Genomic DNA, 21025 nt, shown 5'->3' on the forward strand with positions numbered 1-21025 from the left:
CGGGGCGGCGGCTGGTTCGGGGCGCGGGAAAACCTGGTGAGGTTCGGCGGCCGCTCGTGCAGAGTTGTCGGCGTGATGTCCGACTTTGTGCCTGGTATTGAGCTGTCGCGTGCCTTCTACGGTGAGGTGGTGGCGCCGCTGGTGTCGGGCGTGCAGCACAGCGCCGCGCTGATCGGGCCCGGGTCGGAGGTGCTGGCGTTCGACACTCCGCGCTCCACCGACCACGACTGGGGCCCGCGGGTGCTGGTGTTCGTCGCGGCCGAACGGGTCGCGGAGGTCGAGGCGGCGGTGACGGACGGGTTGCCGGACCGTTTCCGCGGCCTGCCGACCGTCTTCGCCTACCACGAGCGGGTACGGCCCGGCGTGACGGTGACGGACCTGGGCTCGTGGCTGGTGGGCGAACTCGGGTTCGACCCGCGGGCGGGGGTGTCCCTGCTCGACTGGCTGGCGGCGCCGTGGCAGCGGCTGGCCGAGGTGACCCAGGGCGAGGTGTTCCACGACGGCCTGCCGGGTGAGAGCCTGGGCGAGGTCCGGGCGGCGTTGCAGTGGTATCCGCGTGACGTGTGGCGGTACGTGCTGGCCTGCCAGTGGCGGCGGCTGGCGCAGGAGGAGCCGTTCGCTGGGCGTTGCGCGGAGGTGGGCGACGAGCTCGGGTCGGCCGTGCTGGCGGCGCGGCTGGCGCGGGAGGTGATGCGCCTGGCGCTGCTGCTGCGCCGGCGCTATCCGCCGTACGGCAAGTGGCTGGGCAGCGCGCTGACCCGGCTGCCGGGGGCGGCGGAGCTGGAGGAGGCCCTGCGTCGGGCGGTGGTCGCACGGTCGTGGCCGGAGCGTGAGGCGGGCCTGGTGACGGCCTACGGGCGGCTGGCGGCGGTGCAGAACCGGGTGGGGCTGGCCGGGTGGGTCGACGAGGGCGTGCGGGGGTTCCACGACCGGCCGTTCCAGGTGATCGGCGGCGACCGGTTCGCCGAGGCGCTGATGGCGGCGGTGGACGATCCGGTGGTGCGGGAGCTGCCGCTGGTGGGGTGCGCGGATCAGCTGGCGGACTCGACGGATCTGCTGATGGTGCCCGCACGGGTCAGGGCGATGACGTCCGCCGTGCTCGGCCTGTAGAAATCTACTTTGTAAAGGTGCCGGGTTGGTGCGCTGCGCCCGTACCGACCCCGAAAACTCAGCAGCGACAAACAGGTCACGCACTGACCCACAGTGCGTGACCTGCTTGTGCTACTTGGTGATGTACTCGTTGGTGTAGTACGTGGCGGGCGGCAGGACCTCGTCGAGCTGGCCGGCGTCCTTGAGCGCCTGGCCGAGTTCGGTCCACTGGGCGTCGGTGGCGGTGAAGAGCTCGTCCTTGGAGCCTTTCAGGAGCGGGATGGTGGCCTGCCACTGCGCGAGGTCGTTGGCGTAGTCGGCGGGCTTGAGCTTGTGGAAGCTCTGGTACGCCTTGACGGCCTCTTCGGGGTGTTCGATCGCCCATTCGGTGGCCTTGGCGGTCGCGGTCAGCCAGGTGCGGGCGAGGTCGGGCTTCTCCTGGAGCCACTGCTTGTTGGCGGTGTAGTTCCAGATGGGGATGTCGGGTGCGCCGGCGTCGGTGGCGAGCAGCGTCTCGGGCTGTTTGCCGGTCTGCTGGGCGTACTGGGGCGCGGCGAAGTTCGTGGTGTTGGTGGCGACGTCGATCTTGTCGGCGATGAGCAGCGGGACGTTGCCGTCGGTGGCGGTGATGGGCTGGATGTCGTTGTCGGTCAGGCCGGCTTTCTTCAGGACGACGCCGAGCATGGCCTTGGTCCATGCGTCGTCGAAGACGCCGACGCGCAGGCCCTTGAGCTGGGCGGCGGTGATTTTCTTGCCGGTGGGGGCGAAGAAGCCCCAGTTGTTGGTCTGTGACAGGTTCGCGATGGAGATGACGGGGAGCTGCTCCTTGGCGGCGAACATCTGGTCGGTGGTGGTGGTCTCGGCGATGTCGGCCTGCCGGGTGGCGACGATCTTGACGGAGGAGGCGTTGTCGGGTGGGGGGACGAGGGTGACGGACAGTCCTGCGTCCTTGTAGAAGCCGTTGGTGATGCCGACGGTGTAGGGGATCCAGGTGATGTCGGGGGCGATCCAGCTGGGTGCGACCTTGACCTCGGTGAGGCCGTCGGCGGTCTGGGTGGTGTCGCCGGTGCCGCAGGCGGCGGTGAGGGTGAGCGGGAGGAGCAGGGTGGCGACGGCCCATCGGGCGGGAGTTCTCATCGTGGGTCTTTCGGGTCGGAGGTTGTGCTGGGGCGGAGTCGTCGGCGGGCGGTTCCGCGGGTGCGCCAGGGGGTGGCGAGGCGTTCGAGGAGGGTCATGAGGAGGAAGCCGCCGAGTCCGATGGCGGTGAGGACGAGGACGTCGGCGTAGACGCCGGCGGTGTCGAGTCGGGAGTTCTTGAGGAGGAGGTCCTTGCCGAGGCCGGGGGTGATGGAGGCGGTCCATTCTCCGATGACGGCGCCGGTGACGGCGTAGGCGGCGCCGAGTTTGAGTGCGGAGAACAGGGGGGTGAGGGTGGCGGGCAGGCGGATGAGCAGGAAGATCTTGGCGGGGCCGGCGCCCATGGAGCGGGCGAGGTTGACCATGCCGGTGTCGATGCCGGCGAGGCCGTCGAGGACGTTGACGACGACGGGGAAGAAGACGATGAGGCTGACGATGACGAGTTTGGGGGCCAGGCCGTAGCCGAGGAGGATGACGAGGGGTGCGGCGATGGCGACGATGGGGACGGCCTGGGTGGCGATGAGGATGGGGTAGAGGATGCGGTGGGTGGCCTTGAGGTGGGCCATGGTGACGGCGAGGAGGAAGCCGACGGCGGTGCCGGTGAGGAAGCCGACGATGGTCTCGTAGAGGGTGTGGCCGGCGAGGGTGCTGATGTTGGGCCAGTCGTCGAGCAGGGCTTGCCAGGTCTTGCCGGGGCTGGGCAGCACGTACGGGGGGATGTGCAGGAGGGTGACGGCGAGCTGCCAGATGGCGAGGACGAGCAGGACGGCGAGCAGGGGTGTGGCCAGGCGGAGGGTTCTCACTGGTCGTCCTTGTGGTAGAGGCCGGACAGCACCTGGCTCTTGAGGTTCATGAAGTCGGGGGTCATGAGGGTGTCGACGGTGCGTGGTCGTGGCAGGGGTACGTGGTGGACGGCTTGGATGCGTCCGGGTCGGGGGGACATGACGACGACGCGGTCGGCGAGGAAGACGGCTTCGTCGACGTCGTGGGTGATGAACAGGATGGTGCGTCCTGAGTCGGCCCAGACGTCGAGGAGCCACTGTTGCATGTCGAGGCGGGTTTGGGCGTCGAGGGCGCCGAAGGGTTCGTCGAGGAGCAGGACGTCTTTGTGGAAGGCGAGGGTGCGCATGAGGGCGACGCGTTGGCGCATGCCGCCGGAGAGGGCGTGGGGGTAGTGGTCGACGAAGTCGCCGAGGCCGTAGCGGGTGGCGAGTTCGCGGGCGGCTGCGCGGTCGGCTTTGGTGGCGCGGCCGGTGAGGGCGGCGCCGAGGACGATGTTGCCGGTGACGGTGCGCCAGGGGATCAGGTGGTCTTTTTGGAACATGTATCCGGCGTGGCCGGGTTTGCCGGTGATGTCGGTGCCGTCCATGATGACGCGGCCGGTGGTGGGGGCTTGGAGTCCGGCGATGACGTTCATGAGGGTGGTCTTGCCGCAGCCGGAGGGGCCGACGAGGGTGATGAATTCGCCGTCTTTGACGTCGAGGTGGGTTTCCGCCAGGGCCACGGTGTGGCCGTAGGTGACACCGGCGCCGTCGATGGTGAGTTTGGTGTCGGTCATGACGGGGGGTTCTCCAGGCGGGGCGGGTGCGCTCATGAGGGTGCTCCGTGTGGTCGATCGGGTGGTGTCGTGGCGTGCCCGATCGCGTTTGCTGGTTTGTCGGGTGGGTCGTCGCCGCGGGACGGGTGGTCGCGCGGTGCGCGGGGGGCTGGGCGTCCGGGGGGGGGTGGTGTCACGCGTGGGTGTTGGCGTGTGTGGACGTTCAGCGTGGTCTCGACGGCGTTCCCTCATCGATGGGAGGCATCTTGGGCGTCAGCCGGAGATGCTGTCAAGTTGGCTTGGTGGCGGGGTTCACCGGTGGTGGGTGGCGGGAGTGAGATAGGCCACAGGTGGGGTGGTTGCGGGGCTGCTCCGGAGTGTTGTGGAGGTTTCGGTACGGTTTCGACCTCTTGCGGTGTGAATTAATACGTGTTCGGATTAATTCCCGCGGGGCTCGATAGGCCGTTCCCTCCTCATCGTTGATGGTCCCGCGCGCCTGTTGGAGACGCCTGTGCTGTTCGTTGCCGCCGTACGTGCCGTGCCCTCCGGTTGAGGTGGCCGGCATGGATGCTGGGCCGCCGGTTCCGCCGGAGTTGCTGGCCGCGCCGGGTTATCAGGTGCGGCGTCTGTATCAGGCGTATCTCGCGATCTGGGGGCGCAGGGTCGATGCGACGCTGACGGGTCCGCAGTTCGCGTTGCTGACGGCGGTGCAGGCTCGTCCGGGCAGTGATCAGCGTTCGCTGGCTTCGGCGGTGGCGCTGGACAGTTCGACGATGACCGATGTCGCGCGGCGCCTGGAGGATCAGGGTTTGGTCGCGCGGGTGGCGTCGGCTGCTGATGCGCGTCGCAAGCTGCTGTATCTGACGGAGCGGGGCGCGGAGGTGCTGGCGGCTGCCGAGCGCCGGGTGCGTGCGCTGGATGATCTGCTGCTGGAGCCGTATCCGCCGGAGCGGCGGGCGGAGCTGGTGGGGTTGCTGTCGGCGTTGGCCGCGCATTGGGAGGAGCTGGCGGCGGGCTCGTGAGGCGGCTCTGGCGCGGGTCAGGGGCGGGTCAGGCGCTGTGGCGGTCGGCGTTGGCGTGGATGGCGTGGCTGAGGTAGGTGGCCAGGCCGGGGGTGACGGCGTCGAGGGCGGCGGTGAAGCGGGGGTCGTCGACGTACGTGCGGGCCAGGCGGCGGTGCATGTCGTGGTCGCAGGTGTAGAACCAGCGGGTGATGTGGCCGCGGTGGCGTTCGGCGAGGTTCATGGCGTGGTCGCCGTCCGGGGGGAGTGCTGCTCGGCAGGCGGCGGCGAGGTCGTCGTTGAGGGTGGCGGCTTCGGTGGCGATCTGTTTCCAGTCGGCCACGGTGTAGGTGGCGACGCGGCGGCGGCTTTCTGCGTAGGCGGAGGTGTGTCCCCAGCGGCGTTCGACTTCGGGTTCGTGGTCTTCGGGGTGGAAGTCGCCGAAGAGTTCGAAGCGTTCGGCGGGGGTGAGGGTGATGCCGTCGGTGCGGGCTTGGATGGCGCGTTCGACGGCGGCGATGACGTGGTGGAGGTGTTGGGCTTGGCGGGTGAGGAGTTCGTGCTGGCGGCGTAGGTGGGTGAGTTCGTCGGCGGCGCCTTGGTCGAGGATGGCGGCGATCTCGTCGAGGGGGAAGCCGAGTTCGCGGTAGAGCAGGATGTGCTGCAGGCGGATGAGGTCGTGGTCGGTGTAGCGGCGGTAGCCGGCGGGGGTGCGGCGGCTGGGGGTGAGCAGGCCGATCTCGTCGTAGTGGTGCAGGGTGCGGACGGTGGTGCCGGCGAGCCGGGCGACTTGTCCGACGGAGAGGCTCATGGGGTCAGCTTGTCGTGTGACGTGGGGTGAGGGTCAAGTGGGCCGTCCACCTGGTTGAAATAGGTACCTGTACGGGGATTTATGGCCTCTTACGGGGGGTGGGGGTGGGGCACTCTGTCACCGTGAAGCGGTATGTGCCGAGCGGCAGCGAGGAGGACCCGCATGTCACGTGATGCTGTCTGCCCGGCCGGTGACGGTGGGGAGGTGGAGCGGCTGCGCGGGTGGAGAGCTCCCGACGGTGCCCGCGTGGCCGATGAGGTGACCGCGATCCTGGCCGGTAATGGTCTGGTCGGCAGCAGTATGGTCAGGGCGACCTGGACGCTGCCGTCGTGGCCGGTGTCGGTGACGTGGGCGCGCCATCTGGTGCGCGGTCAGTTGCTGCTGTGGAACATGGGTCATGCGTGTGACGTGGCCGAGTTGCTGGCCAGTGAGCTGGTGACGAACGCGGTGCGGCACGCGGCCGGGCTGGTGCTGCTGACGCTGTGGGTGGTCGACGGGGTGTTGCGCTGCGAGGTGGGTGACGGTTCGCAGCAGTTGCCGGTGCTGCACGCGGCGTCCGACGACGACGAGGGCTGGCGGGGTCTGGCGTTGGTGGAGGAGTTGTCGCAGGCGTGGGGCAGCGCGCGTACGCGGTGGGGCAAGGTCGTGTGGTTCGAGCTGGAGCTGCCGTGCGCGACCGGTCCTGGCCGGGAGGTGATCACGCTCGGGTAATGCTTCGTCCGCTGCCGTCTCATGACTGGGTCAAATCGGGCGCGGCTGTTTGACGTGCGACCCTCACGGTCCTGACCTGCACGTACTGTGGGGGTCACGACGGGGAACCGGCGTCCGTTGGGTGAGCCGCCGGCCGCGTCGGCCCGAGGATGATGGCAGCTTCGAAGCAGACCTCGCGGGGCCGCAACGACGGCAAACTCCCGGCTGAGGTGACGAGTTTTGTCGGGCGTCGGCACGAGGTGGCCGAGGTCCGGCAGTTGCTGTCCGCCTCCAGGATGGTGACGTTGACCGGCACGGGCGGGGTGGGCAAGACCCGGCTGGCGCTGCGGGTGGGGCAGGAGGTGCGGCGCGCCTTCCGCGACGGGGTGTGGCTGGTGGAGCTGGCGGCGCTGACGTGTCCTTCGTCGCTGGTGCCCGCGGTGGCCGAGGCGCTGGAGATCCGTGACGACTGCACGGCCTCGCGTCCGGCGGCGCTGGCGGAGCGGTTGCGCGGCAAGCAGGCGCTGATCATTCTGGACAACTGCGAGCACGTGCTGGACAGTTGCGCGGTGCTGGTGGAGACGGTGCTGCGTTCGGCGCCCGAGGTGCGGGTGCTGGCGACGAGCCGGCAGCCGCTCGCCATTCCCGGTGAGCAGACGGTGGCGGTGCCGCCGTTGTCGTTGCCGTGTCAGCAGGACGGGATCCGGTCGGTGAAGGAGCTGACGCAGGCCGAGGCGGTGCGGCTGTTCACCGAGCGGGCGCGGGCGGTGATTCCGTCGTTCGCGGTGACGGACGGCAACGGGGAGGTGGTGTGCGGGATCGTGCGCCGCCTCGACGGGTTGCCGCTGGCGATCGAGCTGGCGGCGGTGCGGTTGCGGGCTTTGTCGCCGCGGCAGCTGCTCGACCGCCTCGATGATCGTTTTCGTTTGTTGAACGGCGGGTCGAAGGCTGTGCTGCCCCGGCATCGTACGTTGCAGGCGTTGATCGACTGGAGTTACGCGCTGTGTTCGGACAAGGAGCGGTTGTTGTGGCAGCGGGCGTCGGTGTTCGCCGGTTGTCTGGATCTGGAGGCCGCCGAGGCGGTGTGCTGCGGCGACGGGATCGCCCGCGAGGAGGTCATCGACCTGGTGATCGGCCTGGTGGACAAGTCCGTGCTGATGCGCGAGGACCTGTGCGAGGGCGTGGTCCGTTATCGGATGCTGGACACGGTGCGCGCGTTCGGCTGGGAGCGCGTGGAGTCGGATCGCGGCCGGGAGGCGTTGCGGGCGCGGCACGGCGGCTACTACCGGCGGCTGGCTGCGCGGGCGCGCGCGAACATGTTCGGGCCGGAGCAGCTGGTGTGGTTCCGGCGGTTGCAGGGCGAGCACACGAATTTGCGTGCGGCGCTGGAGTGGTCGTTCACGACTGCGGGCCAGGGCCGCGACGGTGTGCTGCTGGCGACGGACCTGCTGTATCACTGGATCACCAGTTATTACCTGGCCGAGGGCCGTTACTGGCTGGGTCGCGCGCTGGAGAGCCAGGCGGGGCAGCCGGCCGACCGTGGCCGGGCGTTGTGGGCGGCGACGTGGCTGGCGTTGCTGCAGGGTGACGTGCAGGCGGCGTACGCGCTGCTGGAGGAGGGGCATCGGCTGGCGGAGCGGCTGGAGGACGAGCCGCTGCTGGCGTACATGCGGATGTACAGCGGCATGGTCGCGATGTGGGACGGCCGTTCGGGGGAGGCGATCGCGCGTTATCGGCAGGCGTTGCCCCGGTTCCGGTCGATGGGTGATCCGGTGCCGCTGGCGTTGGGGTTGCTGCGGCTGGCGCTGGCGCATTCCAACCAGGGTGAGGCCGAGCAGGCGGTGGCGGCGGCCGAGGAGGGGTTGGCGCTGTGCGAGGCGGGCCAGGATCGCTGGCATCGGTCGTACACGATGATGGTGCTGGGCATCGAGCTGTGGCGGCAGGGCGATCTGGAGCGGGCCACGGAGCTGGAGCGGCGCAGTCTCGACGTCAACCGGTCGCTGGGCGATGTGCTGGGTGAGGCGATCACGATCGAGGTGCTGGCGTGGATCGCGGGTTCGCGCCGGCAGTACCAGCGGGCGGCGCGGCTGCTCGGCGTGGTGACGGGTGTGTGGGGGATGGTCGGTGCGCCGTTGAGCGGGTACGGGCATCTGGCCGAGTACCACGACGCGTGTGTGCGGCGGGCGCGTGAGGCGCTGGGTTGCGCGGCGTACGAGGCGGCGTTGCGGCGCGGTGCGGGGATGGAGCGCGGTGAGGCGGTGGCGTACGCGTTGCGGGAGGGCCGGGCGGCGCCGCGCGGCGGGGCGGCGGATTCGGGTGCGGGGCCGTTGACGCGGCGTGAGGCGCAGATCGCGCGGCTGGTGGCGCAGGGGATGACGAACAAGGAGATCGCGGCGTCGCTGGTGATCGCGCAGCGGACCGCGGAGGGGCACATCGAGCACATTCTGACGAAGCTGGGGTTCACCTCGCGGGCGCAGATCGCGGTCTGGGTGGGTGAGCAGGGCCGTGCGGGGGCTGGACCCGATTCCGGGGATTCCGGGGATTCCGGGGATGCGGTGGAGGAGAGGCGGGCCGGCGGGGCTGTCTCCTGAGGTCGGGTCGTCGCTGGCCAGGTCGTCGCGGGGGGAGAGGCGGCCGGGACCGGTCTTGGGCGATGGGTGAGCACCGGTGCCGGCCGCCGTTGACGGTTCCCTCTCAGGGGGCGGGGGTGGCGGTTCCAGTCACGCCACCTTCTCGCCTTCCTGGCGGCACGCGCGTGCGGCGGGCGGCGGGTCGTGCTCGCCGTCGTGCGCGTGCGGCGCCGCGGGCCTCGCGGCGTGGGAATCCGTCGCTCATGGTGGGTGCCCCCGTGGTCGGGGGTACGGCTCCAGGATGCTCCGCCGCGGCTCGTCGCTGGACGGGGAGAAATCCCCGTGTCGGTACCTGTCGGCGCGGCGCTTGCCGTTCTGCCCGGCGGTATTTCTATTCGCGCAGGTGTAGGGTGGCGGGCATGGTTCGTCCTCCGTTGACTCCTGAAGAGCGCCTGCGCGGCGAGCGGCTCGGTTCGGTGCTGCGCGAGGCGCGCGGTGAGCGGAGCATCGTCGAGGTCGCCGCGGCGGCGGGTATGTCGGCCGAGACGCTCAGGAAGATCGAGACGGGCCGGATCGCGACGCCCGCGTTCTTCACGATCGTGGCGCTGGCTGACGTGCTCGAGGTGTCCCTCGAGCGGCTCGTGCACCTCACGACGCCGGCCCGCACTCCCTGACCGGCGCCCCATGATCGTCGTCGGCGGTGTCCACGATCGCGGGACGCAGCACTGCGAGACCACGGCGCTGGGCGTGCTGCTGCGGCATGAGGGTCTCGACCTGTCCGAGCCGCTGCTGTTCGGGCTGGGCGCGGGCCTGTCGTTCATCTACTGGGACGGCAAGAACCTCGACTTCCCGTTCCTGGGCGGCCGGGTCAAGCCGTTCGAACTGACCAGGAACCTCACCGCCAGGCTCGGCCTTGACCTGCAGGTGCAGGAGACCACGTCGCCGCGCAAGGCGTGGGAGAGCGTGCGCGCCCACATCGACGCGGGACGTCCGGTGGGGTTGCAGCTCGACTGCTACCACCTGGAGTACTTCCGCTCGGCGGTGCATTTCGGCGGGCACGTCGTGGCCCTGTACGGCTACGACGAGCAGGAGGCGTACCTGGTGGACACCGGCCCGCAGGGAGGGGCGGTGCGCACGAGCCTGGCGAGCCTGGCGGCGGCGAGGTCGCAGCGCGGCCCGATGACGGCAAGGAACCGGTCGTTCACGATCGCCGTGCCGGACCGGCCGCGTCCCTGGCGCGACCAGCTCGTTCCGGCTATCCACGCCTGCGCGGAGGCGTTCCTGGCCGCGCCCATCGCGAATGCGGGGTATCGCGGGATCGCCAAGGCCGCCGCCCGGGTGCCCGCGTGGTGGGAGCGCGCCGGTGACCCGGAGCGTGACCTGCGGCAGGCGGCGCTGCTCATGGAGCACGGCGGCACCGGCGGCGGGCTGTTCCGCGCCCTGTACCGGGATTTCCTCGGCGAGTGCGCGGAACTGATCGACGACGGCGACCTGCGTACCGGGCATCGCCTGTACGGGGAGGCGGCCGGGTTGTGGACGGACGTGGCGAGGCTGATCGCCAAGGCGGGTGAGAGCGGGGATCCGGCGTACCTGTCCGAGGCGGGAGCGGTCCTGCGGGAGGTGTCGCGCATCGAGCACGAGGCGATGCAGGTGCTGCGCCGGCTGGAGCTGGCGCGCTGACATTCCGCGCTGACATTCCGCGCTGACACGACGGCGGCCCGGCGCGATCGAATCGCGCCGGGCCGCCGTCACGCCGCGCGTCGTCAGCGGCTCTCGGCTGCCAGGCGCAGGCCCAGGGTGACGAGGACCGTGCCGCTGACCGCGTCGAGCCGCCGCCGGATCGCCGGGCGGCGGAACCACGCGCCGGCCCGGCCGACCGCGGCCGCCAGCGCGAGGTACAGGACGGTCTCGATGGCCACCTGGAGCACCGCGAGCAGCGCGGTGGTGGCGAACAGCGGCCGGTCGGCCGGCACGAACTGCGGATAGAACGCGATCATGAAGGCGGCGGCCTTCGGGTTCGCGAGCATCACCACCGCTCCCTCGCCGAACGCCCGCCACCACGACAGCGTCGAGCCGGACTCCGTCGCCACCTCTTGGGCGGCTTCGCCCGTGGTGCGGCTGCGCCAGGCCGAGCGCCAGGCCTTGATTCCGAGGTACAGCAGGAAGCCCTCGCCTACCACGCGCAGCACCAGGTAGGCGACCTCCGAGGCGGCCACCAGGGCGGCGAGCCCGGCGGCGGCGAGCAACGCCCACACGTACAGGCCCGCCTCCAGGCCCAGCACCGTGGGCACCGCGCCGCGGAAGCCGTGCAGGGCCGCGCGGCGCAGGATCAGCGCCATCGCCGGGCCCGGTGATGCGGAGATCAGCACCACGGCGAGGGCGAAGGCGGGCAGGGAGGAGACGAGGTCCATGAGGCTCATCATGGTGATGCGGGTTGCATCGGATCAACGCGTTTTCGCCGGTGCGGGCGAGGGCAACCCCGCACCCGTCCTCGGCGCGTCCGCTCGGCGGGCTGTGGCGTGGTCTCGCGCGCCGGGGCGTCGTGGCGGGCTGGCTAGGCTGCCCGCATGACTGATGCGGTGGGACAGGCCGGGCCTTCCGGGGTGTGGGCCACAGCGGTGGGGGTGGCCCGGGTGCGGGCGATGGAGACGGCAGGCGAGCGGCCGCTGTTCCGCGACCCGCTGGCGCAGGCGTTCGCCACGGCCGGCGGGCGAGACCCCGGGGCGGCGCCGCCTGCGCGCGCGGACGAGGCGTCGCGGCGCCGCTGGCTCGGGGTGGCGTTCTCGATCGTCATCCGGACGAAGTTCCTGGACGACCTGCTGGAGCGGGCGGTCGCGTCCGGGGTCCGGCAGGTGGTGCTGCTCGGGGCCGGGATGGACAGCAGGGCTTTCCGGATGGACTGGCCGGCGGGGACGCGGTTGTTCGAGGTCGACACGGCTGAACCGCTGGAGTTCAAGGCGTCAGTGCTGCGCCAGGAGCGAGCCGTTCCGCGTTGCGAGCGGATCGTCGTCCCGGTCGACCTGCGCGACGACTGGCCGGGCGCGCTGGCCGCGGCCGGGCACGATGCGGCGCGGCCGACGGTGTGGATCGCCGAGGGCCTGCTGATCTATCTGCCCGAGGACGCGGTGCGGTCGCTGCTCGACCGGGTCGGAGCCCTGTCCGTCCCGGGCAGCAGGATGGGCCTGACGCTGGGCTCGCGCGGTGTGGTCGAACGTTTCCGCGACGACGCGGCCGCGGGTTCGGCCGCGTCGATGTGGGTGTGGGAGATGCCGGAGGACCCGGTCGCCTGGCTGGCCGGCCTGGGCTGGGAGGCGGAGACCTTCACCCTGCGTGAACGCGCCGAAGTCTACGGTCGCCCGCTGTCCACCCCGCCCCAGCGGGACGAGGGCCCCGGCGGCCTGGTCTCGGCGGTACGCCCGGCACACTGACGGGCCGGCCCGCCGACTGACCGATCATGACCCGTTCAGGCGGTTGAACCACGTTCTGGTACGGCGGAGCAGGTCGATGCGGTGGGCTCGCTCGACGATGTTGTGGCCTTCGCGCGGGTAGACGACGAACTCGTGTTCGACGTCGTATCTGCGCAGGGCCCGGTGGAGGAACTCCGCCTGGCTGAGCGGGACGTTGGTGTCCTGTGCGCCGTGCACGATGAGGACCGGGGTGCGGATCCTGGATGCGTAGGAGATGGGGCTTCGCTCGTCGTGCGGGTGCGGTCCCGTGCCCTCCCAGCCGGTGCTGCCGCCGAGCGCCTCCTCGAACGCGCCGAGTTCGCCGGTCGCGGCGAGCATGCCCCAGTCGGTGACCCCCGCGCCCACCAGCGCCGCCTTGAAGCGGTCGGTCTGGCCGACGGCCCAGGCGGCCAGGTATCCGCCGTGACTGTAGCCGCCGATGCCCAGCCTGTCGGGGTCGGCCACTCCCTGCTCGATCAGCAGGTCGATGCCGGTGAGCACGTCATGCCACTCCTGGCCGCCGACGGTGCCGTTGGTGGCGAAGGCGTGCCCGTGACCCTCGCCACCCCGCGGGTTGGGCAGGAAGACGGCGTGACCCGCGGCGGCCAGCCACTGCGCGGGCTCGTAGTAGTGCAGGAGCAACTGGTCGGCCCAGCGTCCGTAAGGTCCGCCGTGCGTGAACGTGACCAGGGAGAACGGGCCGTCATCGCGGGACTTGCCGGGCGGCAGGACGAGCAGGCCGTCCAGCTCCAGCCCGTCTTCCGCGCGATAGGACAGGCGTTCCTGGGCGCCCCACCCGATGGCGCGCAGCTCGGGTGCGGTGTCGGTGCGCCGTAGCAGGGGCCCATGGACGGGGCCCGCGAACACCGAGCGCACCTCGTGCGCCTCGCTTCTGGCCACCGCGACCGTCGCGCCGTCCGCGGCGGCCGTCAGCCACCACGCAGCCCCCCGCAGCGGCAGGACCTCGACGAGCGTGCGCGTGGCCGGGTCGAGGCGATGGATCGCCGAGTCCAGCCCGTCGGCGACGAGGACCAATCCACCGGACGCCAAGGTGAGCGGGCAGACCGACGCCCCTTCGGTGAGATTGCGGTGCACCCCTTCTGCCGGCGCGACGTCCGGCGCGACGTCCATCACGGCGTTCCCGCCGGCGATGCCGGGCGGCGTCGTCGCGATGTACGCCACGTGCCAGCCGTCGGCGGCCTCCCACCAGGTGAGCGAGCCGGCCGACACGGCGGCCGCGCCCAGGTCGCGTACGTCGTGGGTAGCCGGGTCGAGCAGGTGCAGGTGTGGTGTGAGCTCGCCGGGGTCGGGATCGGGCGACTCCTGCGTGAGTACGGCGAGCATCCCGCCGCCGGGCCGCTCGGCCACCTCGACCACATGCCGCCCCTGGAAGACCTGCGGGGTTTCGATGGTGCCGCCGCGCAGGTCGAGCAGTCGCAGGCGGCTGTGGTCGGCGGCCTCGCTCCACACCCACGGATCACTGTCGCCGGGGTCCGGTGAGAGGACGACCACGGTGTGGGAGTCGGCGAGCGGCAGGTAGCTGTCCACCGGTTGGCCGCCGACCGAGGTCTTCCACGATTCGCGGTCGCCGCCTTCGGGCCGCTCCCGGTGCAGCTGCGCTTCGGTGCGGAAGTAGACGTACTGCGAGTCGGGTGACCACCGGGGGCCGGACCCTTCGCCCAGCTTCCTGGCTGGCGCGTGCCCGTCCACGGCGGTCACCCAGACGGTGCTGCCGGGCACCACGCCGTACGCCACCCACCGTCCGTCCGGCGAAACCACCGGAAAAACCGGCATATGTGCGTCAGCTACCATCTCTTCGGTCAGCATCGCCCGATGATCGCACAGAACCCCGAAGCGGGCGCGCACTGCCGAGGCCGGCCGGCTTCAGGGTCTGCGAGAGGGCCGGAGCGGTTCGGCGGCCGGTGTACCGGAGCCCTGCTCGGGGGCGTACATGCCGGCGAGCAGGCGCAGGCGTTCCTCGGAAGCGCTGCCCGGCTCGGCGTGGTACGTGATCAGCGTCTGCCCGCCCGTGCCCGGGACCAGCAGCTTTTCGTAGCGCAGCTCCAGGTGGCCGACCTGGGGGTGCAGCAGCAGACTGGTGCCGCTGGTCTGGTGCTTGACGTCCTGCCGGGCCCAGAGCCGGCGGAACCGCTCGCTGCGCAGGGAGAGCTCGCCGACGATCTCGAGCAGGCGCGGGTCGTCGATGTCCGCGCCGGCGACGGAGCGCAGGTAAGGGACGATCCGGGCGGTCATGTCCTCCCAGTCCTGATGGAGTTCCCGCATCTCCGGTTCCAGGAAAGCGGCGAGAATGCCGTTGCGGCCGGGGGCGTTGAACGGGGAAAGGGCGACGGCGAGGCTGTTGGCGGCGAGGACGTCCATGTACCTGCCGTGGAGATACGCCGGGGTGAGCGGCCAGGTGCCGATGAGGGCGCGGATGCCCTCGCCCGCCTTCTCCGGTTGGCGGGAGCGCCTGCGCCGGGTGCCGGCCGGTGCGGCGATCCGCAGCAGGTAGGCCGTGGCCTCCTCGTCCAGCTGCAGCGCGCGGGCGATGGCGAGCAGGACCTGCTCGGAGGGGTTGTGGTCGCGGCCCTGCTCCAAGCGGTTGTAGTAGTCGGAGCTGATGCCCGCGAGGAAGGCGACCTCCTCGCGGCGCAGCCCGGGGACGCGCCGGTTGCCCTGGTCGGCCACCCCTGCTTGGCCGGGCTGGACCAGGGCCCTGCGGGCGCGCAGATATCGGCCCAGGGTGTTGGCGTCTGCGGTGGCGGTCATGCCGTCCAGGGTAGGAGGCCTGCGCAGGAGCTCTGGCAGGCCCTGCCGGTCCCTGTCTCAGCCCTGCCTGGTTCGCCTGGCGGCGTTCGGCGCAGGATGACGGCACAGTTGGCAACCAGACAGGGATTCGTCGCATGTCACAGCTCTTCACCACTCCGTTCGACCGCACCAGCACCGCCTCCGAGGTGATCGAGGGTGTCGACCTGTCCGGCAGGCGGGCGGTCGTCACAGGAGCCAACTCCGGCATCGGCCTCGAGACGGCGCGCGCTCTGGCGGCCGGCGGCGCCGAGGTCACGCTCGCCGTGCGTCGTCCCGACGCCGGCGAGCGGGCCGCGGCAGAACTGCGCGCGCTCACCGGGAACGACGCGGTCCACGTCGCCCGCCTGGACGTGTCCGACCTGGAGTCGGTACGCGCGTTCACCTCCGCCTGGCAGGGCCCGCTGCACATACTGATCAACAACGCCGGAATCATGATGCCGCCGCACCTCCAGCGCGGCATCGGCGGCCATGAGCAGCAGTTCGCCACCAACTACCTGGGGCACTTCGCCCTGAGCCTGGGGCTGCGCCGCGCTCTCGCCGCGGCGGACGGTGCGCGCCTGGTATCGGTGTCCTCCGGCGGCCACCTGTTCTCCCCTGTGGTCTTCGACGACATCGACTTCCGTTTCCGTCCGTACGACGCGCTCGCCGCCTACGGCCAGTCCAAGACCGCGACGGTCCTTCTGGCTGTCGAGGCGCAGCGCCGCTGGGCCGGCGACGGCATCATGGCCAACGCCCTGCACCCCGGTGCGATCGCCACGAACCTGCAGCGGCACACCGGCGGCCTGAGGACGCCTGAGCCCCACCGCAAGACGGTCGGGCAGGGTGCCGCGACCAGCGTGTTCCTCGCCGCGTCTCCCCTGGTCGAAGGGGTCGGCGGGCGCTATTTCTCGGACGTCAACGAGGCGCCGGTGCTCGATGCCCGCCCGGCGCGGCTCGGTGTCGACGGCGTGGCCCGCTACGCGCTCGACCCGGTGAACGCCGAACGCCTCTGGGAACTGGCGAGCGACATCGTCCGCTGAGTAAGGTCAGGCGACGTCGATCACGATCTTGCCTTGTGCGGTGCCGCTCTCCACGGCGGCGTGGGCGTCGGCGACGTCGGCGAGCGTGAAGTGTCTGGGGTCGAGCAGCGGCTTGAGTGCGCCCGCGTCGGCGAGCGCGGACGCCTCACGCATGATCTGCCCGTGATGCTCCCGCCCCCGGCCGGTCAACAGCGGCAGCAGGGTGAAGACACCGGAGTAGGTGGCCCCGCGAAAGGACAGCGGCGCGATGCTGTGGGTCCCCCAGCCCAGGGCGCTGACCACGTGACCCGTGTAGGTGCGCACCGCCGCGAAGGACGCGTCGAGCACGGCACCGCCGACGGTGTCGAAGATGACGTCGAAGCCCTCGCCGCCGGTGTGCTGGGCGACGTACTCCTGCACCGGGGTGGTGGTGTGGTCGATAGGGGTGGCGTGCAGGCGCTCGACGACCTCCAGCCGCGAGGGCGAGGCGGTGGCGAACACTTCGGCGCCGCGGGCCCGGGCGATCTGCACGGCCACGTGGCCGATGCCGCCGGCCCCGCCGTGGATGAGGACCTTCTGCCCCGGGCGGACCTGAGCCCGGTCGATCAGCCCCTCCCAGGCCGTGATGACGACCAGGGGCAGGGCCGCGGCCTCACGCATGCTCAGCGAGGCCGGCTTACGGGCGAGCAACCGGGCGTCGACGGCGGCGTACTCGGCGAGCGAGCCCTGCACGTCGCCGACGCCACCGGTCATGCCGTAAACCTCGTCGCCGGGTGTGAAGCCGCTGACGCCCGCGCCGACCTGTTCGACCACGCCGGCCAGATCCAGGCCGAGGACGGCCGGCAGGGTGCGCCGGGCGTGGGCGGCCTTGCCTGCCCGGATCTTGGTGTCCAGCGGGTTGACGCCGCTGGCCTTGATGGTGACGAGCACCTGGCCCGGGCCGGCGTCGGGCTTGTCGATCTCGGTGAGGATCAGCGGAGTGCCGAACTCTCGGAGAAGTGCTGCGCGCATGACTGCGCCTCCTTGTCGGGTTGGGTTGCGTCGCAGGCGGCGCGGCGGTCAGGTGTGACTGGTGACGAGCAGGCGGGCGGCGGATTTCGCTTCATCCACGACGGTACGGTCCTGGAGCAGGCGTCCTGAGGCCAGGGCGCCGTCGATCAGGAGCCCGATATGGCGGGCGAGTGTCTGCGGGGCGGCGGCGCCGGCCTTCTCGCTCAGCTCGGTCAGCCATGCCTGACGGCGCTGCGTGTGCTGCACGGTGATGGCCCGGGCCTGCGAGTCGAGGTCCGCCTCGACCGCCGCGCTGACGAACGGACATCCGAAGAAGCCGTGCCGGTCGAAGGCGGCCGTCAGTGCGTCGAACACCCCGACGAGTTGCTCGCGGGGATCGGCCCCGGCGCGTGCGGCGGCGTCCTGCAGTTGCGCCGTCCATGAGTCGTCGGTTGTGCGTAGGTACGCCGCGACGAGCTCGTCCTTGGTGCGGAAGTGCACGTACAGCGTCGATTTCGCGACGCCCGACGCCGCGATGACCTGGTCGATGTGCACGCCGCGAAGCCCGTTCGCGTAGAACAGGTCGGCCGCCGCGGTGAGGATTTTCTCCTCGGATCTCGTCTTCCTGACCTGCGCCACCACCACAAACCCCTTAATCGGACTCTTTCGTACGATTAAGTGATGCTAGCGCGGGCTCCTGGTTCGGAAGCGGCCGCCCCTGGCCTGCGGGGCGGTGGGCGGCCAGGGGTCCCCCTTCCCCCGGCCGCCGTTCCCCCCCCGGGAAGGGGCTACCAGGCGGTGGCGCCGCCGTCGGCCGCGTAGTTGGCGCCCGTGATGTACGCCGCCCGGTCAGAGGCGAGGAAGGCCGCCAGTTCGACGATCTCCTCCGGCCGGCCGAAGCGCTTCAGGAGCGTCTTGCGGGTGATCGCGTCCCTGGCCGCCTGGTTGCCGGCGAGGTCGCGGTCGCTGGCCGGGGTGAGGATCGGCCCGGGGCTGATCGACACCGCGCGGATGCCGTGGCGCGCGCCTTCGAGCGCCAGTTGCCGGGTCATGCCGATGACGCCGGCGTTGGCCGCGCTGTGCGCGATCATCGGCGGCATCTCGCCGGCGATCGTGCCGGCCATGGAGGCGACGTTGATGATGACGCCGCCGCCGCGCCGGACCAGGTGCGGCCAGGCGAACTTCGTCACGAAGAACGTGATGTCGAGTTCGCCGGTGATGGTCGCCCGCCAGTCCTCGACCGACAGGTCGGGCATCGGGCCGAAGCGGGGCAGGGCCGCGTTGTTGTAGACGACGTCGAGCCCGCCGTAGGCGGCCGCGGCGTCCTCGACGAGTTGCCGCGCCTGGTCGGGGTCGGTGAGGTCGACGGGTGCGATGCCGGTCATGTCGCCGCCGGCGCTGCGGACGAGTTCGACCGTCGCGTTGTTGGCGTCGACGTTGATGTCGCATCCGACGACTTTCGCGCCTTCCCGCGCGAAGATCAGCGACGCGACCCGGCCCTGTCCGCCGGCGGTGCCGGTGATCAGCGCCACCTTGCCGTCAAGCGTTCCCATGAGTGCTCTCCTGGTCGGTGAGGTCAGCGGGTGCGCATCGGGGCGAGCGCCCGGCTCCAGGCCACGACCTGGTCGAGCATCGCGGTGAGCGATTCGCGCTGGAACTCGCCGGGGGTGAAGACGCTGAAGTCCTTGAAGTCGGTGAACAGTGACAGCGCCACCTGGGCGCGCACGTCGGCCATCTGGAGTTCGCCGGCGATCAGGCGCAGGTGTTCGACGGCGCGGGTGCCGCCGACCGAGCCGTAGCTGACGAACCCGACGGCCTTGTTGTTCCACTCGGCGTAGAGGAAGTCGATGGCGTTCTTCAGCGCGCCGGACGTCGAGTGGTTGTACTCGGGGGTGACCATGACGAACCCGTCGAAGGAGGCGATCGTGTCGGCCCATGCGCGGGTGTGCGGCCGGCTGTACTGGCCGAGGGACGGCGGCATCGCCTCGTCGAGGTGGGGGAGCTTGTAGTCGAGCAGGTCGACGAGTTCGAAGTGGGCGTCGGTGCGCTGGGCGGCGACCTGGTGCACCCAGTGGGCGACGGCTTCGCCGTTGCGGCCGGGGCGGGTGCTGCCGATGATGATTCCGATCTTGGTCATGACGATATGTCCATTCCTGTCCGGAAATAGTTGCTTCGCGAAGAAAGAGTATGAGTACTTCGTTCGCGAAGCAACTAGACTGGGAGCATGACCACATCGCAGCCACCGGTGAAGCCGCTCACCCCCGAGGAGGAGGCGCTGGTCCGCGCACTGCCGCGGCTGATCTACGCGCTGCCCCGCGCGATCGACGCCGACATGGTGCGCGAACAGCAACTGCCGCTCATCGAGTGGACCGCCCTGGAACGGCTGCGCGAGGCACCGCAGCGGCGGATGAGAATGGGCGAGCTCGCACTCGCCTGCGAGCTGTCGCTAAGCGGGATGAGCCGCATCGTCACCGTCCTGGAACGGCAGGGCCTGGTCGAACGGGTCAGATGCGACGACGACGCCCGCGGGCTGAACGCCGTCCTCACCGACGCCGGCCTCGCCCGCCTGGAACAGGCGTGGCCGAGCAACCTCGCCAGCGTGCGCCGGCACTTCCTCGACCACCTCGACGGCATCGACGTCGGCCGCCTCGCCCAAGCCATCCAGAACGTCGCGGGCACCCCCTGACCACGGCGCGCACCCGCCCCGGGGCGCGCCTCACCCACTCGCCCGGCGGCCACCGACGCTCGGCCGGCGGCCGCTGAGGCCCGAGGCCACCGAGGCCGCCGGGGCCGCCGGTGCCTCCCCGGGGTCAGCCTGTGGAACGTCCGGGGCCGCCCCAGGGCCGCCCCAGGCAGCCTGTGGAACGTCCGGGTCAGCGGGCGGGACGGTCGCGCAGCAGCGGATGGGCGCGCATCGCCACCTCCAGCTCGCCCGGCAACTCGTCACGGTAACGGCCCAGCGTCGACAGGTCGCTGTGCCCCAGCACCCGCCGCACCGCGTCCATGTCGACGGCGTCGGCCAGCAGATGCGTGGCCGTCGTGTGCCGCAACCCGTGCGGGGTCACCGTACGCCGCTGATCGGCCGGCACCCGCGCCTGCACCCGGTCGATGACCGCCTGCACGTCGCCGCGCGCCAGCCGCCGCCCCCGCCACGACAGCAGCAGCGCCTTGTCGGCCACCTGCGGCCGCCCGCGCACCAGATATTCCTGCAGCACCTCGGCGACGTCGCCCGGCAGCGGCACGTCACGCGTGCGGCCGCCCTTGCCGAAGATCCGCCAGTAGCGGACCCCGTCGTTGGTGAAGAAGTCTTCGACGTTGGCGCGTACCAGCTCCGACACCCGCGGCCCCACCGTCGCCAGCAACAGCACGATCACCGCGTCACGCAACTCCATGCGCTGGTCGCGGCGCTTGCCCCGCTCCTGCGGCTGCTCGGGCAGCTCCCGCGCCGCCCCGATCAGCCCCTGCGCCTGCTCACGCGTCAGCGCCCGCCGCTCGGCACGCAGCCCGCCCCGCTCGCGCGCCGTCACCGTCGCGCGCGTCATCGGATTGAGCTGCACCCACCCGGCCAGCGTCGCGTGCTTGAACAGCGCGGAAATCGAACGGCGAAAACGCGCCTGCGACGACGGCGACTGCCCCGCACCACCCGGCTGAGCCGGATCAGCCGGGCCGGCCGCCGCACGCCGGCCGTCGGGCCTGCGCGCGAACGCCAGCAGGATCGCATCGACGTCGGCGCCCGACAGGTCGTCGAGCACCACCTCCGCGCCGGCCAGCTCGACCAGCGTGGCCACGTCACGCGCGTAGACCTCGGCCGTCGCCGGGGACAGCGCCCCCGTCAGCGTCTTGGCCCGCACCAGCTCGACGTAGCGCCCGGCCGCCTCCTCCACCGTCACCCGGTCGAGCTCCGCAGGCCGCACCGCCAACCCCCTTCAACCCTCGCACCCGAAAGGC

21 protein-coding genes are annotated in these 21025 nt (G+C 71.1%); 9 read left to right on the forward strand and 12 right to left on the reverse strand.

Annotation, left to right across the window (positions count from 1 at the left end):
- Positions 1–75 precede the first annotated feature (75 nt).
- On the forward strand, positions 76–1110 hold the full coding sequence (locus tag BLR04_RS19215) for a DUF4037 domain-containing protein (RefSeq protein ID WP_090766870.1): 1035 nt from the start codon (positions 76–78) through the stop codon (positions 1108–1110).
- 111 nt (positions 1111–1221) lie between these two features.
- Here BLR04_RS19215 and BLR04_RS19220 read toward each other — a convergent pair whose 3' ends face one another.
- From BLR04_RS19220 to BLR04_RS19230, 3 genes are read right to left on the reverse strand one after another with little or no spacing between them, the layout of a single operon-like run.
- On the reverse strand, positions 1222–2226 hold the full coding sequence (locus tag BLR04_RS19220) for an ABC transporter substrate-binding protein (protein ID WP_090766873.1): 1005 nt from the start codon (positions 2224–2226) through the stop codon (positions 1222–1224).
- Entirely contained in the window at positions 2223–3029 is an 807-nt protein-coding gene (locus BLR04_RS19225; protein WP_090766876.1) for an ABC transporter permease, read from the reverse strand. Before BLR04_RS19225 ends, BLR04_RS19220 begins: the two co-directional genes overlap by 4 nt.
- Positions 3026–3784, reverse strand: a complete 759-nt coding sequence (locus BLR04_RS19230; protein WP_090766879.1) for an ABC transporter ATP-binding protein — start codon at positions 3782–3784, stop codon at positions 3026–3028. The genes BLR04_RS19225 and BLR04_RS19230 overlap by 4 nt, the downstream gene beginning before the upstream one ends.
- Positions 3785–4326: 542 nt before the next feature.
- On the opposite strand from BLR04_RS19230, the gene BLR04_RS19235 reads away from it, so the two are divergent.
- Positions 4327–4785 (forward strand): MarR family winged helix-turn-helix transcriptional regulator, encoded by a 459-nt coding sequence (locus tag BLR04_RS19235; protein WP_090766882.1) that lies wholly within the window; start codon positions 4327–4329, stop codon positions 4783–4785.
- A gap of 28 nt (positions 4786–4813) precedes the next feature.
- Here the strand turns inward: BLR04_RS19235 and BLR04_RS19240 are convergent, their stop codons facing one another.
- On the reverse strand, positions 4814–5575 hold the full coding sequence (locus BLR04_RS19240) for a MerR family transcriptional regulator (RefSeq protein WP_090766885.1): 762 nt from the start codon (positions 5573–5575) through the stop codon (positions 4814–4816).
- A 162-nt stretch (positions 5576–5737) separates the two neighbouring features.
- Here BLR04_RS19240 and BLR04_RS19245 point away from each other — a divergent pair, with 162 nt between their 5' ends.
- The 4 genes from BLR04_RS19245 to BLR04_RS19260 all read left to right on the forward strand — a co-directional run bounded on the left by BLR04_RS19245 (position 5738) and on the right by BLR04_RS19260 (position 10515).
- Positions 5738–6286 carry an ATP-binding protein gene (locus BLR04_RS19245; RefSeq protein ID WP_143022106.1) on the forward strand — a complete coding sequence of 183 codons (549 nt, stop codon included), beginning with the start codon at positions 5738–5740 and terminating at the stop codon, positions 6284–6286.
- A gap of 209 nt (positions 6287–6495) precedes the next feature.
- Positions 6496–8856: an ATP-binding protein gene (locus tag BLR04_RS19250; RefSeq protein ID WP_245740339.1), complete on the forward strand. Its 2361-nt coding sequence runs from the start codon at positions 6496–6498 to the stop codon at positions 8854–8856.
- 398 nt (positions 8857–9254) lie between these two features.
- The gene (locus tag BLR04_RS19255; RefSeq protein ID WP_090766890.1) at positions 9255–9509 is read left to right on the forward strand and encodes a helix-turn-helix domain-containing protein; all 255 of its coding nucleotides are present in this window, start codon (positions 9255–9257) and stop codon (positions 9507–9509) included.
- Positions 9510–9519: 10 nt separating this feature from the next.
- Positions 9520–10515 carry a BtrH N-terminal domain-containing protein gene (locus BLR04_RS19260; RefSeq protein WP_090766893.1) on the forward strand — a complete coding sequence of 332 codons (996 nt, stop codon included), beginning with the start codon at positions 9520–9522 and terminating at the stop codon, positions 10513–10515.
- Positions 10516–10598: 83 nt separating this feature from the next.
- Here BLR04_RS19260 and BLR04_RS19265 read toward each other — a convergent pair whose 3' ends face one another.
- The gene (locus BLR04_RS19265) at positions 10599–11246 is read right to left on the reverse strand and encodes a LysE family translocator (RefSeq protein ID WP_090766896.1); all 648 of its coding nucleotides are present in this window, start codon (positions 11244–11246) and stop codon (positions 10599–10601) included.
- A 156-nt stretch (positions 11247–11402) separates the two neighbouring features.
- On the opposite strand from BLR04_RS19265, the gene BLR04_RS19270 reads away from it, so the two are divergent.
- Entirely contained in the window at positions 11403–12263 is an 861-nt protein-coding gene (locus tag BLR04_RS19270; protein ID WP_090766899.1) for an SAM-dependent methyltransferase, read from the forward strand.
- Positions 12264–12287: 24 nt separating this feature from the next.
- Here BLR04_RS19270 and BLR04_RS19275 read toward each other — a convergent pair whose 3' ends face one another.
- Both BLR04_RS19275 and BLR04_RS19280 read right to left on the reverse strand, forming a co-directional pair.
- Positions 12288–14060, reverse strand: a complete 1773-nt coding sequence (locus tag BLR04_RS19275) for a S9 family peptidase (protein ID WP_245740340.1) — start codon at positions 14058–14060, stop codon at positions 12288–12290.
- Between the two features lie 105 nt (positions 14061–14165).
- Positions 14166–15050, reverse strand: a complete 885-nt coding sequence (locus tag BLR04_RS19280; RefSeq protein WP_090766906.1) for a helix-turn-helix domain-containing protein — start codon at positions 15048–15050, stop codon at positions 14166–14168.
- A gap of 134 nt (positions 15051–15184) precedes the next feature.
- Between BLR04_RS19280 and BLR04_RS19285 the strand changes: the two genes are divergently transcribed.
- A complete protein-coding gene (locus BLR04_RS19285; RefSeq protein WP_090766909.1) occupies positions 15185–16108 on the forward strand; it encodes an SDR family NAD(P)-dependent oxidoreductase in 924 nt (307 codons plus the stop codon).
- Positions 16109–16114: 6 nt separating this feature from the next.
- Here the strand turns inward: BLR04_RS19285 and BLR04_RS19290 are convergent, their stop codons facing one another.
- The 4 genes from BLR04_RS19290 to BLR04_RS19305 all read right to left on the reverse strand — a co-directional run bounded on the left by BLR04_RS19290 (position 16115) and on the right by BLR04_RS19305 (position 19214).
- Positions 16115–17098: a zinc-dependent alcohol dehydrogenase family protein gene (locus tag BLR04_RS19290; protein ID WP_090766912.1), complete on the reverse strand. Its 984-nt coding sequence runs from the start codon at positions 17096–17098 to the stop codon at positions 16115–16117.
- Between the two features lie 48 nt (positions 17099–17146).
- On the reverse strand, positions 17147–17719 hold the full coding sequence (locus BLR04_RS19295) for a TetR/AcrR family transcriptional regulator (protein ID WP_245740341.1): 573 nt from the start codon (positions 17717–17719) through the stop codon (positions 17147–17149).
- Between the two features lie 146 nt (positions 17720–17865).
- Positions 17866–18630 (reverse strand): SDR family NAD(P)-dependent oxidoreductase, encoded by a 765-nt coding sequence (locus tag BLR04_RS19300; protein ID WP_090766917.1) that lies wholly within the window; start codon positions 18628–18630, stop codon positions 17866–17868.
- Between the two features lie 23 nt (positions 18631–18653).
- Positions 18654–19214, reverse strand: coding sequence for an NADPH-dependent FMN reductase (locus BLR04_RS19305; protein WP_090766920.1), 561 nt, complete (start codon positions 19212–19214; stop codon positions 18654–18656).
- An 87-nt stretch (positions 19215–19301) separates the two neighbouring features.
- On the opposite strand from BLR04_RS19305, the gene BLR04_RS19310 reads away from it, so the two are divergent.
- Complete coding sequence (locus BLR04_RS19310; RefSeq protein ID WP_090766923.1) at positions 19302–19763, forward strand: MarR family winged helix-turn-helix transcriptional regulator; 462 nt, start codon at positions 19302–19304, stop codon at positions 19761–19763.
- Positions 19764–19950: 187 nt separating this feature from the next.
- On the opposite strand, the gene BLR04_RS19315 is transcribed toward BLR04_RS19310, so the two are convergent.
- Complete coding sequence (locus BLR04_RS19315) at positions 19951–20991, reverse strand: tyrosine-type recombinase/integrase (RefSeq protein WP_090767304.1); 1041 nt, start codon at positions 20989–20991, stop codon at positions 19951–19953.
- Positions 20992–21025: the final 34 nt, after the last annotated feature.

The organism is Nonomuraea maritima, assembly GCF_900100395.1.
GTDB classification, from domain to species: Bacteria; Actinomycetota; Actinomycetes; order Streptosporangiales; family Streptosporangiaceae; genus Nonomuraea; species Nonomuraea maritima.